This is a genomic window from Synergistaceae bacterium (genome assembly GCA_017444345.1).
Lineage (GTDB): Bacteria > Synergistota > Synergistia > Synergistales > Aminobacteriaceae > JAFUXM01.
This window is the reverse complement of sequence record JAFSWW010000104.1, coordinates 1-17,510: the sequence shown is the minus strand read 5'-3', so window position 1 is coordinate 17,510 and position 17,510 is coordinate 1. Positions and strand designations below refer to the sequence as shown.

15 protein-coding genes and 1 tRNA gene are annotated in these 17,510 nt (G+C 39.8%); 10 read left to right on the top strand and 6 right to left on the bottom strand.

The window, feature by feature from the left end:
- The first annotated feature begins 5 nt into the window (after positions 1-5).
- A complete protein-coding gene (locus IJS99_08390; protein MBQ7561832.1) occupies positions 6-1,382 on the top strand; it encodes an LCP family protein in 1,377 nt (458 codons plus the stop codon).
- 32 nt (positions 1,383-1,414) lie between these two features.
- On the opposite strand, the gene IJS99_08385 is transcribed toward IJS99_08390, so the two are convergent.
- Together IJS99_08385 and IJS99_08380 are read right to left on the bottom strand one after the other, a co-directional pair.
- On the bottom strand, positions 1,415-2,455 hold the full coding sequence (locus IJS99_08385; GenBank protein MBQ7561831.1) for a glycosyltransferase family 2 protein: 1,041 nt from the start codon (positions 2,453-2,455) through the stop codon (positions 1,415-1,417).
- Positions 2,456-2,577: 122 nt separating this feature from the next.
- On the bottom strand, positions 2,578-3,372 hold the full coding sequence (locus IJS99_08380) for an MBL fold metallo-hydrolase (GenBank protein MBQ7561830.1): 795 nt from the start codon (positions 3,370-3,372) through the stop codon (positions 2,578-2,580).
- Positions 3,373-3,484: 112 nt separating this feature from the next.
- Between IJS99_08380 and IJS99_08375 the strand changes: the two genes are divergently transcribed.
- Positions 3,485-3,572, top strand: a tRNA-Leu gene (locus IJS99_08375).
- Positions 3,573-3,625: 53 nt separating this feature from the next.
- Here IJS99_08375 and IJS99_08370 read toward each other — a convergent pair.
- Positions 3,626-5,344, bottom strand: coding sequence for a hypothetical protein (locus tag IJS99_08370; protein ID MBQ7561829.1), 1,719 nt, complete (start codon positions 5,342-5,344; stop codon positions 3,626-3,628).
- A gap of 75 nt (positions 5,345-5,419) precedes the next feature.
- Complete coding sequence (locus IJS99_08365; protein MBQ7561828.1) at positions 5,420-7,627, bottom strand: FAD-dependent oxidoreductase; 2,208 nt, start codon at positions 7,625-7,627, stop codon at positions 5,420-5,422.
- A gap of 480 nt (positions 7,628-8,107) precedes the next feature.
- Between IJS99_08365 and mazG the strand changes: the two genes are divergently transcribed.
- The 6 genes from mazG to IJS99_08335 all read left to right on the top strand — a co-directional run bounded on the left by mazG (position 8,108) and on the right by IJS99_08335 (position 15,274).
- Positions 8,108-8,911 carry a nucleoside triphosphate pyrophosphohydrolase gene (gene mazG, locus IJS99_08360; GenBank protein MBQ7561827.1) on the top strand — a complete coding sequence of 268 codons (804 nt, stop codon included), beginning with the start codon at positions 8,108-8,110 and terminating at the stop codon, positions 8,909-8,911.
- Between the two features lie 66 nt (positions 8,912-8,977).
- Positions 8,978-10,375 carry a pyruvate carboxylase subunit B gene (locus IJS99_08355; protein MBQ7561826.1) on the top strand — a complete coding sequence of 466 codons (1,398 nt, stop codon included), beginning with the start codon at positions 8,978-8,980 and terminating at the stop codon, positions 10,373-10,375.
- Complete coding sequence (locus IJS99_08350; protein MBQ7561825.1) at positions 10,375-11,340, top strand: PhoH family protein; 966 nt, start codon at positions 10,375-10,377, stop codon at positions 11,338-11,340. Before IJS99_08355 ends, IJS99_08350 begins: the two co-directional genes overlap by 1 nt.
- Positions 11,341-13,431 (top strand): HDIG domain-containing protein, encoded by a 2,091-nt coding sequence (locus IJS99_08345; protein ID MBQ7561824.1) that lies wholly within the window; start codon positions 11,341-11,343, stop codon positions 13,429-13,431.
- 39 nt (positions 13,432-13,470) lie between these two features.
- Complete coding sequence (gene ybeY / locus IJS99_08340; protein ID MBQ7561823.1) at positions 13,471-13,947, top strand: rRNA maturation RNase YbeY; 477 nt, start codon at positions 13,471-13,473, stop codon at positions 13,945-13,947.
- Between the two features lie 4 nt (positions 13,948-13,951).
- Complete coding sequence (locus IJS99_08335) at positions 13,952-15,274, top strand: HlyC/CorC family transporter (GenBank protein ID MBQ7561822.1); 1,323 nt, start codon at positions 13,952-13,954, stop codon at positions 15,272-15,274.
- Positions 15,275-15,300: 26 nt separating this feature from the next.
- On the opposite strand, the gene IJS99_08330 is transcribed toward IJS99_08335, so the two are convergent.
- Positions 15,301-15,543 carry a hypothetical protein gene (locus IJS99_08330; GenBank protein ID MBQ7561821.1) on the bottom strand — a complete coding sequence of 81 codons (243 nt, stop codon included), beginning with the start codon at positions 15,541-15,543 and terminating at the stop codon, positions 15,301-15,303.
- A gap of 2 nt (positions 15,544-15,545) precedes the next feature.
- On the bottom strand, positions 15,546-15,911 hold the full coding sequence (locus tag IJS99_08325) for a type II toxin-antitoxin system RelE/ParE family toxin (protein ID MBQ7561820.1): 366 nt from the start codon (positions 15,909-15,911) through the stop codon (positions 15,546-15,548).
- A gap of 126 nt (positions 15,912-16,037) precedes the next feature.
- Here IJS99_08325 and IJS99_08320 point away from each other — a divergent pair, with 126 nt between their 5' ends.
- Together IJS99_08320 and era are read left to right on the top strand one after the other, a co-directional pair.
- A complete protein-coding gene (locus tag IJS99_08320; protein ID MBQ7561819.1) occupies positions 16,038-16,469 on the top strand; it encodes a cytidine deaminase in 432 nt (143 codons plus the stop codon).
- 3 nt (positions 16,470-16,472) lie between these two features.
- On the top strand, positions 16,473-17,351 hold the full coding sequence (era, locus tag IJS99_08315; protein MBQ7561818.1) for a GTPase Era: 879 nt from the start codon (positions 16,473-16,475) through the stop codon (positions 17,349-17,351).
- Positions 17,352-17,510 lie beyond the last annotated feature (159 nt).

Genomic DNA, 17,510 nt, shown 5'->3' with positions numbered 1-17,510 from the left:
ATAATATGAGAATACTTAAAATTTTAGGCATAACATTTACAATAGTTGCTTCATTAATCGGGGGGGCAGCTGTTAAACTTCTCGAAGTATGGAACGACCCGAATATTTTGCCGATCCCCCTATCACGAACACGCGAAAATAAAACCGTTCAATCAGGCCAAGCAGGCAGCGTATCAGCTGATTCAGATCTAGTAATTTCCGAACAGAGACAAAAGGAGGCCGCAAAAGGTTCTGTAAATGTCTTAATAGTCGGACTTGACAACGTAGACGGAGCTTCACGAACTGACGCTATAGCACTTGCAATTTTTGACGCTGATAATATGGGCCTGCGAATCGCTTCAATTCCTAGAGACTCGCGCGTTTACATTCCCGGCCGGAGCTGGGACAAGATTAATCATGCTTATGTTTACGGGGGGATTAATTTATTACGGGAGACTCTTGTAAACTTGACCGGACTCCCGATTGATTATTTCGTGAAGATTAATTATAAGAGTTTCCCGCGCATTATAGATTTACTCGGCGGAGTTGATATTTACGTGGAGAAAAAATTATATTACACGGACTATTCGGGCAAATTGTTTATAAATATTCCTAAAGGCCAGCAGCATTTAGACGGCAAAACGGCTCTGGGCTACGTGAGATTCAGGCATGACCCCTTAGGCGATATAGGGCGCGTTCAGAGACAGCAGAAATTTATTAATATAGTCATGGAAAAGTTAAAGACTCCGGCGATAATTCCAAAGATTCCCGGACTAGTCAGTGAAGTAATGGACGCTATAGACACGGATTTAGCACCGTTGGAGGCACTGAAATTATTACAATTCGCGAATTCTTTAACGCCTGACCGAATAAAAATGTTTATGGCTCCCGGCAAATCAGGATTCAGCAAAAATATTAGTTACTGGATTCTCGACAACGCCGCATTTTCCGCGCAGTTATCAGCAAAATTTACGCCTGCAAATGAAGAGTTACAGGAAGCAAACGCCGGACTCGATTTAACAGAGAAACCGGAAAATACAAATAATTCTGCGCTCGATACTAATAAAATCGCCGAGTTACGCGACAAAATTTTAAGTATTAGAATCCTCAACGGCGACGGCGAAAAAGGTATAGGCAAGAGAGCGGCTCAAATTTTCCAAAGGATCGGCATAGAAGTCCCATATACGGGCAATGCTAGACACTATGATTATAGATATTCAAGCATAATTTACCCGCCGAACTCCGACGAATCAGTAAAACAAGGCGCAATGGCACTGGCTGAATTATGCGGGATAACTAACGAGAGATTAATTCAATCTGACAGCCGGGCGACTTCTATAACGCTGATAATCGGCCACGATAAAGACGAATTATTTAGCAGGTTGAATAATTTGAACTCGTGAAAATTTTATGACCCCGTGCGAGTGTACGGGGCTTATTTATATTTCTTGTATATGTGAAACGTTATTAATATGTGCCTGATAAAAGATTTTATTTTTGACCATAGAGAATAGCCGGACTTGAAATAATATTTCAGCGCATATTTACGCAATAAAAATTTTACTTTCTCGCGCGTTTCGTCAGTCATGAGATTCCCGGCCTGATAATAATTACATGTTGCCCAGTAGTACATTGCATATTCTATCTGTTCGTGCATTAACGGCGGTAAATTTTTTATAGTTAATTCTTTCTCAAGTGCAATTATAAACCAGCTCAACCCGTTTTTATCGTAAATCATTCTCGGATCTCTAGTTTGACCGAATTGATTATGACGAACATAACAATATAAATAATAATTCAGGCAGAATATACGCATATTTTTATGAATACATAATAACTCAATAACCCAAGGCTGATCATCCAAAACACGTATATTTTCGTCAAAATAATGTCCCTGCAAAATTTCTCGTTTATAAACTTTATTCCATAGAAAGCCGCCTATATTGTCATTATTTAAGACTTTAAAGCATAATTTATCGCTTGTTATATTCACCCAGTCAGAAATTTTTATATCAGAAATATTATAATCCGGCCATTTATCAGCAGGCAATTTATTATTAAAATATTTGAATATAAACATATCGGCCTGATTATCAAGTTCAACAGTTCGAGTCATTAAAGAAATTAACTGCGGCGAGACAAAATCATCTGAATCACAAAACATTATATAATTGCCCTGACATTGTTTTAATGCTGTATTTCTTGCGTGGCTTGCTCCGTGATTTTCCGTGTGTGTTACATGAATAAATGAAAACTTTTCAGCGTAAGAATCGCAAATTTCCGGGCTCTTATCCGTTGAGCCGTCATCTACTATGATAATTTCATAATTTCGTGAGTTCGTGAGGGTGTAAATATCTTGATTGCAAAGGCTGTCTAAGCACTTATTTAAATATTTCTCGCAATTATAAACCGGGACAATTATAGAAAACTGGACAGAACCTACCTCGTGAGCCGTGAGCCGTGAGCCGTGAGCCATTATACAAATTATCGGTCAAAGTTGTCAATCCTTCCTAATACGTAAATTTTTCGCAAATTATAGCATAAAGCCCCACATTTATTCGCATTTATTTATTAAACACGGGGCAAAATTTTTATTCACTACTTTTTCTCGTAGCCTGAACCTGATTTTATTATCTTGCAAATTCCCGGCGGTGTTATGTGCATTCCCGCAATAGTTAAATTATTCTTCGCTGCATAATCTAAAATTTTGATTCTTGACTCTCTCGCTTTGTCCGGGTCAGTGTCATATTTTACTGAAACATTAGGGCAGGGCAGTTGAATCTCCGGAAAGTGCATTATATCGCCGACTATTAAAATTTTTTCCTTATTGCCGACTTCAAAAACTGTGTGGCCCGGTGTATGTCCTGAAGCGTCAAGAGCTTTCACTCCCTTGATTACCTCATCGCCGAACTTGAAAAAATCAATCTGTTCACTATATGGCTCAAGTGCCGTCAAAACTTTCTCGTCCCGCTTGTCATTTACCCAGTAATCGCGCTCAATTTCAGAAATATAAATAGCAGCGTTCGGAAATACCGGCTTTTCCTGCTTGTCGATCAATCCCCCGAAATGGTCAGGATGTAAATGAGTCAGCATTATGATTTTCACGTCTTCAGGCTTGATATTATTCTTTGCGAGTTCCTTAACTATATGGCCGTCGCTTAGTCCCGTGTCGAATAATATTCCCTGATTGTTGACCTTCACGAAATATGCTAGAATTTGACTCGGCATTTTGCCCGCCGGTAAATATTGCTTTAATTGCGACTCGCTGGCTCCGATTAATAATTCCGGCTTCCCATCGCCCTGAACGTCAAGCAATGAAATAATTTCGACTTCTCCCGCAAATGACACGGACGCAAGAAATATACTTAATAATGAAATAATAAATTTTGACATGAATAAAGCCTCCCTTAAATAAATAATTTATTCTCACAAAAAATTTTAACATAACTTGACGCAAAAATTTTCGAGTGTATAATATTTTTCTGTCATACCTCATAAGTAATTCGCGGGGGTGGCGGAATTGGTAGACGCGCAAGACTAAGGATCTTGTGATCAATTTAAGCATCGTGGGAGTTCGATTCTCCCCCTCCGCATTGATAAAGTAATCTCTCTGAATTTGTAACGAGTTCAGAGAGAAATTTTTTTATTATTCGTTGTCGCTGCTATTTCCGAAATCTAATAAACTTAATACTGACTGGGGATTTTGATTTGCCTGTATGATTATAGCTGTTTCTGACTGGCTTAAAATTTGGAACTCCATATAGCGCAAGACGGATTTTGCCATATCTGCATCAGTTAGGCGGCTGTTAGTGTCTACAAGATTAGTGCTTGAGATTGCAAGGCTCGATAAAGTATTCTCAAGTACCTGCTCATAAGAAACAATTTTAGTGCGTTCTTTGACAATTTTATCTATAGCCGCGTCAATTATTCCCGTTGAACGCATTGCAGACTCGCGAGTCAAGACATTCACGCCGTCAAGTCCTAAAGAATTTGCCGACATATCGCCGAATTGAACAGAAATTTTTTCGTCCTGATTCGTTCCTGTTTGAAAGTATAAGCTGTTATCAGTTACGTGAATTTTGCCGGAATATCTGCCTATGCTTGAAAAATTATATTGCTTTGAAGTCTCATTCCAGACAGACTCGAGTCCTGCGTTAGGTGCAAATTCAATATCAAGATTTGAACTTATTACGCCTTTAATTCTATTTCCTGTAACTTTTGAGTCGCGTATTATATTCTCGTTCGTGTGAGCGTCATAAATCGAGACATTATGCGTGTTTTCTCGCGCGTATTGAACAGTATTAAGGCCAAGTGCCCGCATTAAATCTTCATCGCCCGTAAAATGAAGCTCTCCCGTTTTGCCTGAAATTGCAGATCTAATCACGATTGAAGCATTTATATTATAGCCTGTTATATTGCCGTCTGAGTCATAAATATTCTCACGTGTATTAATTGATTCCGGAGTATTCGCGGTGCCGTCTGAAATTGTAGCGAAGTGCACAGCGTCATTAGTATATTTTGCTTGACCGAGTTTATTTGCTATAGCGTCATTAATTTTATTTGTTACGTCCCTTAAAGTATCTTGGCCGTAAATCATGACTCCTGCGCTTTTGCCGTCCCCTTGAGTTATATTTAATAGTTGAGGCTGCTCGATAATAAAATTTCCGTCGGAGTTATAAAAATTTTCGATGTCGCGTAAAGTATTCTCATTCTCTGCAATGACCCGCAAAATTTCTTCTTCTTCGCCGTCATCGTTATAAATAATTTCGTCAATGAATTCGCCCGTGTAAATGCCTTTGATTATATTGCTTTTAACGATTTGAGCCGCCCCCGGGTTTGAATTAATTTCGATTCTGTAATTTTTTTCGGGTGAAATATTTTCGATTGAGTCATCGCCGGTTAATATTGCTTTGAGATTCAAATTATCGCTTGACCATAAAATCCCCGTGCTGCCGTCAAGTAATTTGCGTTTATTAAATTGCGTAGTCTGAGAGATTATATTTATTTGAGTGCGTAAATTATTAATTTCTTCCTGAATAAAATTTCTGTCCTGTGAAGTCAAAGTCTCGTTACTTGCTTGTATAGATAATTCGCGCATTCTTTGCAGGAAAGAGTCAGCATCTGACAAAGCACCTTCTGCCGTCCTAAGCATTGAGATACCGTCTTGAGAATTACGAATCGCGACATCATAGCCCGCTATTTGTGAGCGCATTTTTTCGCTGATTGCCAGTCCTGACGCGTCATCTGAAGCAAGATTTACACGTAAGCCGCTCGATAATGCTTCCATAGATTTTTGCAGCGAGTCATTATTTTTCGCTAATATATCAATTGCCTGTAACGCCGGTAAATTATGATTTATTCTCATTCTAGTATGCTGACTCCCCTTCTTGTAAAAATTTCCTGTTAAATAATTATCGGAATTATATAATAAATATTACAGTTAATGCAGAGCAGAAATAATTATACAAGACTTCACGATTATATCAGCCGCTTCAGCCTTAGTAACCGGCCGCCCGTAATGAAATTCTCTCTCATTCCTGTAAATGTCAAGAATTCCCAGTTTTGCTAAAATATTCACATATTCTGAATTCCTGTGAGAGCCTGTTTTGAACGGGATTCTATAGCGTTTAGGTGCTGGAGCTTCTGAAATTCGCGGGAATGCCTCACATATTGCCCTGATAAAATCTCCGCGTGTAATATAATTATCAAGTTTGTTATTTATTCCCGTTTTATTATCTTGACTTGAGACTGATAAAATTTTTTGAGCCTTGTTAATAATTTCTTTTGCGTCCCGTCTAGTAATTAACTCATCAAGCCCGAAAACTCCTTTATCATGTCCGCGAATAAGTGCCATTGCTAAAACAGGATCGTCCCTGTCTTCAATATTATAAGAAGGCGCGTGCGGATATTCTTTTGCAGGCAAGAATCCATACATGTTTGATATTTGAATAGTTTTATTTAATTCATGTTCGGGGGGAACGTCTGAATATTTGCAGAGTGAGAGATTTACTCCTGAATTTAATAATTCCCACTGGACTCTCATCGGGTGAATAAAACGGGGTGCTTTATTGTCTCGTGCGCTCAAAGCTGCTAAAGCTCCTGCTGCTTGGCCGGTCATCATTGTTATAGGCTGTAGTCTCAGAGCTCCTGAAGTTAAACGAGTCATTGATAAATTTTTTTCTGCTGCAATAAGTCCGTCAATTCCGTCGGGGATTAATATTCGCATGGGAACTTGAAAGGGGCCGCGGGGTCTGTTCGTTATCATTGACTGTTCACGCTCGTTAAAATCCCATTCCATATCTGCGTCTCTAGTAGCTCCGTGAAGGTCTAATATATAGCCTCCGATTGCGATTGCGTCATAAAATTCATGGCTCGTGCGTCCGTCCCTGTAACTCAAAGAATTTTGCAGTAATTCATGTGATGTCAGAGTAAAATTTTTATTAATTATTCGTCTTGACTCTCTTACATAGGGAATCGGGGGCATTCTGCGGGCTATTTCCTGCCATTCATATGGGAGAGTCTTTGCTGCTTCCGGTAAAACTTGATTATAATATTCGTCATCAGCTACTGACCAGTCCTCGCCGAGTTCGTTTTGCATGTAATATATAAAGTTGAGAGTCTTAATTAATGCCTCGCGCTCAATTTGGAGTCTAAAATTTTTGTCTTCAAGATATGCCGCAGGGAGTCCCCTTTTGCCTTCCCATGAATAAGTCCCGGGGTAATCATTGCCCCAGTTTATGCTAGTTTTCGTGATGTATACTCGATTTTGAGCGTCTGCATTATAGTTATATGGATTAGAAGAGTCAGGCAGCCCCCTGTATGCATTATGAGTAAGAAAATTTACAGGAGTCTCAATCGGGAAGACATTGCGGAAATTAGCACCGTCTTTACTTACAAATGCCTCATAATTTCGTTTAGCGAGTTCATAACCGGGCAAAGGATATAACGGCCTTAAATATGCAGGGACTCCGCTGGGATATTTGCGGATTACAGCCGTCCACGTTATATCTTGAATCATTGACTCAGGATTATAGAATTTTGCTTCAGAGTTGCCGACTCTGTAATTTATTCTTGCAAGCGGTAACATATCGCCGTATTCTGTAGCGTCAATTAAAACTTTGCAGGTATAATCGCGCTTCCCTGATTGAGTCTTAACGCTGACTCCGGAAATTGATTTATTGCCGATTTTAAGGCTTATTATTTCAGAGTTCAATAATAAATCAAGATTATTTTTGCGGCTTGCGTCATTTATCATGTCAAATAAAATTTCATGGCCGATTCTGGGTTCAAATGCTACAGTCTGAGAAGTCCAATAACATGTTCCCATTGATTTGCCGCGCGAGTCATAATAATTTTTCAGGCGGTTATAGAAATCGAGATATATTCCGCTCATTTGCCGGCTTTTGTCGTCTACAGTTGAGACTCCTGCGGCGATTGCTTGGCCTCCTATCATGGAAGACGGTTCAACGACTAAGACGGAAGCTCCCATTTTTGCGGCCTGAATTGCTGCAGATATTCCGCCTGTTCCTGCTCCTGCTATAATAATATCGTAATTTGTTCGCGGTGTAAGTGTCATTCTTGCGTGTGAAGTCGTAGAAGTCATAAATATTAATATTGTAATAACTGCTAATTTCTTGATTACATTCAAAGTTTAATAGATCCTCCCAAATAAAATAATAAATAATATGCGATATTATAATGTGAGATAAAAATTTTTGTGAATTATGGAGCCTGCAAAAAAATTTATTCTTGAAAATTTTATCATGTTATTTTATGTGAGCAGACACTAATAATATTTTCTGCAAATTTATATAAATATTCTGCGTGAGTGCCGACTAATAATAATTTCCTGCAAACTTCTATAAATCCCGTTATTTATGTGAGCAGACATTAATAATATTTTCTGCAAATTTATATAAATATTCTGCGTGAGTGCCGACTAATAATAATTTCCTGCAAATTTCTATAAATCCCGTTATTTGTGTGAGCAGCCATTAATGATATTTTCTTGCAAATTTCTATAAATCCCCCTGATAAAATAATAAAAAAATTTTGCCATTCACGAGTTCATTTGTGAAACGCGATATAATTATTATATTTCAAGTTACAAGAAAGAGGGGGGATAAAAATTTCTAGCTCAGAATCACACTATTTTGATGAAATAGTAAATATTATAGAGAGACTCCGGGCTCCGGGGGGATGTCCGTGGGACCGCAAGCAGACTCTTGAGACTTTACGCACTCCAATTACTGAAGAGGCCTACGAACTGGCAGACGCTATCACAAAGAAAGATATGCAGTCAATCAAAGAAGAAGCAGGCGATTTATTATTACAAGTCGTATTTGTCGCCTCACTCGCAAAAGAGTCCGGCGATTTTGACATTAAAGACGTTGTGCGTGCGATTTGCGATAAATTAATCAGGAGACACCCTCATGTTTTCGGCCAAGTCAAGGCAGACACAAGCGAGGAAGTTTTGCGGAACTGGGAGAAAATCAAAGCTCAAGAAAGACTCGCTAAACATCAAAGCACGTCAATACTTTCAGGAATCCCCGACGGACTCCCGCCTTTATTGAAAGCTGACAGGATTCAAGCAAAGGCCGCCCATGTAGGTTTTGACTGGCACGAGGGAAGTAATGAGCCTTTATTTGCTAAACTCGACGAGGAAATTAACGAGCTCAAAGAGGCCGCTCAAGAAAATAACCCCGAACATTTAGCCGACGAATTAGGGGACGTGTTATTCATGACGGTTAATATAGCACGAAGACTCAAAGTTGACCCGGACGCAGCACTGAACGGAGTTTGTGAGAAATTCAAGAAACGTTTTCAAATTATGGAAGATCGCGCGCGCTCTGAAGGCAAAAATTTATCTGATTATACACTTGAAGAACTTGACTCTTTCTGGGACAAAGCTAAGGAAATATTAAAGAATTAAAGCAAAATAAAGTATAATACAAGAAATTCAATAATAAATATTATTTTAACAGGAGGAATTATTTTAATGGCAGGAGAGAAAAGAGTTCGCATTACTGAGACTGCTTTACGTGATGCCCATCAATCTTTAATAGCAACAAGAATGAAGACGGATGACATGCTCCCCGTTCTTGAATATATGGACAATGCAGGCTACTGGGCTTTAGAGATGTGGGGCGGAGCGACATTTGACTCAGCTATGAGATTTCTTGATGAAGACCCGTGGGAGAGATTGAGACTCATACGCGCAAGAGTCAAGAAAGCAAAATTACAGATGCTTTTACGCGGTCAAAATTTAGTCGGTTATCGTCATTATGCTGATGATGTAGTTCGCGAGTTCGTAAAGAAAGCCGTCGGGAATGGTATAGATATAATTCGCTGCTTTGATGCACTTAACGATTTAAGAAATGTAGAGATCGCCGCCGATCAGGTCAAGAAAGAGGGAGCGCATTTACAGCTTTGTATGAGTTATACTTTATCGCCGGTTCATACTCTTGACACTTTCGCAAATATGGCAAAATCAATGGCAGAAATGGGCGCGGACTCAATAGCAATTAAGGACATGGCCGGACTAATAGGGCCTATGGACTGCGCAAAACTCGTTAAAGCAATAAAAGAAAAAGTTGATTTACCCGTCGAACTTCACAGCCATTATACAACGGGACTTGCAAGCATGGCATATTTAGCAGGAATTGAGGCGGGCGCAGAAATCGTTGATACAGCAATTTCACCGTTTGCACTCGGAACGAGTCAGCCTCCCACTGAGTCACTTGTCGCAGCTTTGGCAGGTTCTGAATATGACACGGGAATCAAAATGGATGATTTACTGCCGATTTGTATGCATTTCAAGAAATTACGCGAGAAATATAAAAATTTACTTCCTGAGATTGCCGGAGTCGATATTAATATTTTGCGCTATCAGATACCGGGCGGCATGTATTCAAACATGGTCAATCAGTTAAGAGAAATGAACGCGCTTGACAAGTTAGAAGACGTGTTAAATGAAGTCCCGGTCGTACGTAAAGCAATGGGTTATCCGCCGCTCGTAACACCTTCCAGTCAAATGGTAGGAACTCAAGCGACAGTAAACGTACTTAGAGGCCGCTGGAAGAGTTTCCCGAAAGAAATCAGGCAATATTTCTTAGGCTATTATGGACAACCGCCCGCACCAGTTGATCCCGAAGTCCAGAAATTAGCAATCGGTGATGAAGAGCCTATAACCTGCAGACCCGGTGAAAAGATTGCCCCCGAAATGGAACAGGCCCGCAAAGGCTGCCAGCCATGGGCGACTCAGCCTGAAGACGCTTTAACGTGGATAATGTTCCCGCAGGTCGCAAAAGATTTCTTGCCGAAAAAATACGCACGCGCTAATAAACGTGATGTAGGACTTCAAGAGCAGGCAGCTCCGGAGGCTTACCCGGCATAATGGAAATTCCTTTATCGGGCGACGGATTCGTTCAAGCTAGATTACTCGGTCAGAACGACGAAAATTTTAAAGCTATCGAATCCCGTTACCCTGTTACACTTTCAATTAGGGACGGGGTCGTTAAAATCAGCGGCCCTGATCCTGAACCGGTAAGAATCGCGGGGCATTTAATACGTGAATTATCTTCAGTTGCAAGTAAAGGCCACGAAATAAAAGAGTCGGATGTTAGGGCAGCTATGGACTCGCTTGCTGAAGGTCGGGAATTGAGACTCACCGAGCTTTATTCTGAAATTATCTGCACAACTGCACGAGGTAAGCCGATAAGAGCTAAGACTCCCGGTCAGCGAGCTTATATTAAAGCAATTCGGGACAATTTTATATTATTCGCAACCGGCCCGGCTGGTACTGGCAAAACTTATTTGGCAGTCTGTGAAGCTGTCTCAATGTTGAAGGCCGGCAAAGTAAATAGAGTCGTCCTAGTTCGTCCTGCAGTTGAAGCGGGCGAGTCTTTAGGATATTTGCCCGGTGATTTGCGCGAAAAAATTGAGCCTTATGTCAGGCCGTTATATGATGCATTCTTTGATTTATTATCGCCTGAAAAATTTATGCGTTATGCCGATAAAGGAGTCATTGAGATAGTCCCGCTTGCTTATATGAGAGGGCGGACTCTGAATGAAAGTTTTATAATTCTTGACGAGGCGCAAAACACGACTCCCAGGCAAATGAAAATGTTTTTGACTCGTTTAGGATTTGGCTCAAAGGCAGTAATAACAGGCGATATTACACAAGTTGATTTACCCGGCAGCACTGTATCAGGACTTAGAAGTGTCAGAGAAATTCTATCAGGCATTAAGGGAATAGGCTTTATAGATTTAAGCGATGCCGACGTTGTAAGACATGAAATAGTGCAGAGAATCGTACAGGCTTATGCTAAATACGAGGCCGAGAATCAGGAGCGCAAATAAATGTATTCCCAGAATAAAAATTTAAATCTCAAGACAATAAGAGATTATATAATTCCCGTAATAGTTTTATTGATTGCCGGGGTCTCTCTTGTATTAGCTCAATGGGCAGTACTCAACAGCCGGGGCGATAGTTTCAAAGTCGGCGAACCTGCACCGGAAAGCTATAGAGTTATTTCACACATGAGATTTGACGATCAGGACGCAGCAAAGAATCTCAGGACTATGGCGGGCGAGAGTATTGCGGGCGTTACAGTTCGTGATTTATCGGCAAAAATAAGACTCCAGCGAAGATTAACAGCAATATTTGAATTAAAAGATTTGGACTCGGCTCGTAAATCTCCGTATTCTGCAAATATGAACGAGGGATTATTACGGGCATTAATTAGACTCGATAAAGACAGCAAAGAAAGGCTCTTGAATCTCGCAAATAAAGTCGGAGCAGCTTATATTGACAGACTTGAGGCCGAAAAAGTTTACAGAGCTAATAATCCGTTAATGGCAAAAATTCTATGGGAAGAAATTAATAAATTAGTCTTCACTCCCAGCGATGCAAATTATATATATCAGATTTTAGCGGGACAAGGAAATCTAAATTTCAGGCTTGACGAAGATTTAACAGAGAGAGTCAAACAAGCTGTAATGGATGAAGTACCCGTAATAGATAGAAAGCTCGAACCGGGCGACGTTATTATTAATCGCGGTGATATAGTCAGTGAACAGACAGCGATTTTATTACGGCTTCAGGGCTATACTGAAAATGTATTCCCGATTGCTCAATTATGTGTAGTTCTTGCTTGCGTTATAGCTTTGCCCATATGGCTGAATATCTTAGAACGAGGCGCGGGCGATAATAAACCTTCATGGTGGTGCGCAATTTTCGTAATAATTACTGCGTGGATCAGTGAAACAATTTCGGCAAGAATGGGAAATTACGGCGCGGGGAGTTTAGCTCCTGTAGTGATTGCTTATTTATGCGCGATTGATTATGCTGCATTTTGTCTAGCTTTCATTGCTTCAGCGTCGGGAGTGTTTATTATAACCGGCCAAGCAGTTTCTCATACTATTTCACTTGCTATGCTGGCACTTATTGCTACAACAATGGGATTTTATTTACTGCGAAATCTTGAAAATCGTCAACAGCTTTCACGAAGAGTCCTGTTCATGACATTTTTATTGACTACTGCGAGAATGTTAATCGAATATTTTACGGGGCCTGCGTGGGTTCGAGATAATTTCAGATTATTTATTCCGCTCGGTGAATTCTGGCAGATGGCTATTTCTTATTATATGGACGAGGCTATTTTGAGCTATTTATTTGTGATGATTTTACCGGTTGTTGAGCCATATATTGACACGCTTTCTATTTTGACTCTGCGTGAAGTCAGTTATCCGTCAAGCCCGTTATTGCGCGAATTACAGAGAAACGCTCCCGGAACTTATCAGCATTCATTGACTATAGCGACATTAATAGAAGCAGTCGGAGCAGAACTCGGAATGAATATAAATTTATTGCGTACAGGCGCATATTATCACGATATAGGCAAATTGAGAAAGCCTCATTATTTCGTCGAGAATCAGGGCGGAGGAGTCAATGCTCATGACGAAATGTCCCCGATGTTAAGCTCAATGACAATAATTTCACATGTAAGGGACGGGCTGGAACTTGCTTACGAGGCGAATTTGCCTAAGAGGATACGCGACTTTATAGCCGAACATCACGGGACGACCTGCACGAGATATTTTTATAACAAGGCCGTAGCAATGGGAGAAAATGTTGAGTGGTCTTCATTCTGTTATCCCGGTCCTGCACCTCGTTCACGCGAGACAGCTTTATTAATGATTACTGACTCGGTTGAAGCAGCAGTAAGAGCCGCTAATATTCGAGAAGTCGAGGCAGAGGACTCAAATAAAGGCGCGAACACAATCGAGAAAATTGTAAATCAGGTAGTCGCCAGCAAGATTAACGAGAAACAATTTGACAACGTGAATTTTACTCAGAAAGATTTTGCTATTATTAAACAGACGCTCATAAATGTTTTAATGTCCATGTATCACACTCGAAAAGTAAAGAAAATTGAGCGCAAGAAATAAAATTTTTATATTATTATTCATGAAAGAGGTTAGTTATTCTTGAAGTTATCTTTATGCATTAATACTCCTGAAGATGACCCGGATATAAATTTTACGGAATTTGAAAGTGTCTTAGAGAAGGAATTATTAAATATTTACCCTGACTCAAAAAATTTTGAGACCGCAGAAATTTCTTTAACGTTCACGGACTCTGACACAATACGCGAATTAAACCGCACTTACAGAAATATTGACGAACCGACGGATGTATTATCATTCCCAATGCTGGAAAATGAATCAGTCGGACTCCCTGAGCTTCCAGTCTTGGCACTCGGTGATATAGTAATCTGCCCTGAAGAAGTTAAACGCCTTCACCCTGAATTAAATTATAACGAGTCAATTTGCTTAATGACTGCACACTCATTTTTGCATTTACTGGGCTATGATCACGACACTCAAGAGAAAGAATCAATTATGTGGCAGCGTCAGGACATTATAGCGGGTAAATTACTTGCTGCGATTTCCGGGAGGGCGTAAAAATATGCTCCTGATAATTTCGAGCTTCATTATATTATTTCTCTTGTCTGCATTTTTCAGCGGGGCTGAGACTTCAATAACAGCAACGGGAACTAGCAAATTATTATCTCTTCAGGAACGCGGCAAATATAGATTTCTTAATTCCACGTTTCAATGGCTGATTAATGACACACAAGAGGCTTTGCGGGTCTGCTTAATTGCTAATAACGTCGTAAATATTTCGTTAAGTGCCCTTGCGTCAAGTATAACTCTTGAAATTTTCGGGTTTGGCTGGGTTGCTGTTGTCGTGCCCATTCTCACAATTTTAATAGTTATATTCGGTGAGATTCTGCCAAAGAGTGCCGCTATAGTATATTCTGAAAAAGTTTTGATTTTTTCCGCACCGATTTTAAGGGTAATTGCTTTCTTGATCGCTCCGGTATCATGGCTCATGAAAAAATGCGTGTCTTTTATAGGCGTGTTATTGCATATGGATTTAGGGACTCAGCAAGTTTTTGTAACTCGCGACGAAATAGAACAATTTGTGAAAATAGGCGAAGAGAGCGGCGCACTTGAGGCACGAGAAAGACGAATGATTGACGGAATTATTGATATTGACGAGACAAAGGTACACGAAATTATGATACCCCGGACTGATATGATAGCTCTTGAGGCAGACGAGTCGCTCGGTGAAGCAGTGAAATTATTTATCGAAGAAGGACACTCAAGAATCCCCGTCTATGAAGAAAGCCCGGATAATATTATAGGAATTCTTTACGTGAAAGATACTCTAAAAAATTTGCTGGATTCTGATTTATCGTGTGAGGTAAGGACGCTTTTACGCAAGCCCATTTTTGTGCCTGAAACTATCAGAACGGCTGAAGTACTCGAAGCAATGAGGCGCGAACACATTCATATTGCTGTAATAGTTGACGAATACGGCGGCGTGGCTGGAATCGTAACAATGGAAGATATTTTAGAGCAGATAGTGGGCGAAATTCAGGACGAATACGATCAAGAGACTCCGGAATTGCAGAAATTAGACGAGAATACATATTTAGTTCAGGGCAGCATGAGTCTTGAAAACTTGAGCGAGGCTTTAGGAAGTGAATTCAAGAGCGAAGATGCTGAGAGTATAGGCGGGCTTGTGTTGACTTTATCGGGGAGCTTCCCTGAGACCGGCGAAATATTTAAATACGGGGGCTGGCGTATCAAAGTCGAGGCACTGGAAGAACATAGAATAACGCTGTTAAAGCTCACGAGAATTAACGAGTCAGAATCAGAATCAGAGCCAGAATCAGAATCAAAAAATATAAATCATGACGGCGCAAATAATCCCCCTGTCTGATAATATAGGCAAGGGGGAATAATTTTTTATGCATGCTGGAGTCTCAATAAACGGGCGCGGAGTTTTCTTGATTTTGCTGCGGAGTTATAAGAATTTTTGCGGGATATATATCTCGGAGCTTTATTTATGCTGTTAATATTCATATTCATAATAGAAGAAATTATCTCTGCTTCTTTATGAGCTTCTTCTAATATTTTATTAGCTTCAGGATAATGTGTTCCGGCATATTCTTTAAAATCTTCCCATGTAATAATATCTTCATATTCCATGATTAATTATTCCTCCTTAAATAATCATCGCGTTCTGCCTTAGCTCGTAAAATTTCGTTTCTAGGAGTCTTATTTGTCTTCTTGCGGAAATGATGCAGCATTATAAACGTATCACCGCACACACAAAAATAAAATATTCTATTAGAGCCGGGACGCAATTCCCAAATATTTTCGTCGATGTGCTTAGTATATTTTTCCGGCAAATTTGTACCGTGTTCAGATAATAAATCTAAGTGTTTAGCTATCTGCCTAAATTGTATACGTGAATCCTTGTTAGTCTCAAGAGATTCTAATAGTCCCCTAATAAAATCAAGTAATTCACTTTTGCCGTTCTTGTCTCGATAATATTCAATCTTATATTTAGCCATCGCAGCAAATAAAGCTCCCTTCGTGAAAATTATACAACATGCAAAAATTTTTATGGTGTAAAATATTCTAGTTACTCATATTAATAATTAATAATAAATTTAAGGCAGGTTAATAAATTGTCCGCAATAGATTTATGGCCTTCAGAAAAAATTACGCCTGAAGACTTGTTAAATAAAGCACGAGAAGCAGCTAATAGAGCCTATGTGCCGTATTCACATTTTCATGTCGGAGCAGCTTTATTATTTGCTAATGATGAAATAATTTTATCTTGCAACGTTGAGAATGCTTCTTACGGTGTAACAATTTGTGCAGAACGAGCCGGAGTCGTCATAATGGTATCTCAAGGAATGCGCAATCCCCTAGCTGTTGCCGTAGTCGGTTCACATGAGGACTCGGACGATTATTTTACGGTTGAATGTCCCCCGTGCGGTGCGTGTCGTCAAGCTCTCATGGAATTTAATAAAAATATGCTCGTTGTAATGGCTTCAAAGGACGGCGCAAAAGTATACGAGCTGAAAAAATTATTACCTCATTGCTTTTCTCTGGATCCTGATTAAATCATGAAGTGCGGAACTGTTGCTGTTATAGGCCGTCCAAATGCCGGGAAGTCTTCACTAATTAATGCGCTGTTAAAGACTCATGCGGTGATTATATCGCCCAAGCCTCAGACGACTAGAAATTTAATCAGGTGCATATATAATGATTCTGATTCGCAAATAATTTTTACTGATACTCCGGGGATATTTAATAATTCTGACAAGCTCGGCGATTTCCTGAATAATTCTATACTTGACGCTATAGAAGAGTGCGACTTAATTTTATGGCTTGTCGACGCCGGGACGAAAAATTTAGACTCTCAAGATTTTCACATGGCCGAACTTGTTAAATCAAAGCCCGTTATACTCGTCATAAATAAATCTGACAAGTTCAACCCGGCGCAGGCACTCGGACAATACATAAAAATTTGCGCGTTCAGACATAAAATAGCAATCTCGGCAAAACTTAAGCGCGGTCTTGATGAGCTGATTAATATATTGAAAAATTTACTTCCTGAAGGCCAGCCCATTTATGACCCTGATATATTAATGGACACGACAGAAAGATTTATGGCAAGTGAAATTATACGCGAAAAAATTTTAATGTTACTGCGTGACGAGATACCTCACAGAGTCGCCGTTGAGATTGACGAGTATAAGAGCCCCGACGAATTCCCTGACAGGAAAAAATTATATATACGCGCTTCACTTATCACAGAGACTGAAGGCCAGAAAAAAATTTTAATCGGTGCGGGAGGCTCAATGATTAAGAAAATAGGCGAGTCGTCAAGAAATTCACTCGAACAAATAACGGGGCTGCCTGTATTTCTTGATTTATGGGTGAAAATAATTCCGGGATGGCGTAAAAATAATCTTGCTTTAAAGCGACTCGGTTATGCGTAAAATTTTATTCAAGAGATAATAAAGTTATTCCCCGCCGCATAGTGAGTCCTTCCCACCCGCCCGCCCACGATAATTTTATCTACCGCATAAAGTAAAAAAATAAAACTCCCGGCCCTATTGAATCAGGTCAGGAGTCTTATTTTAGTTTGAGAAAGGAGT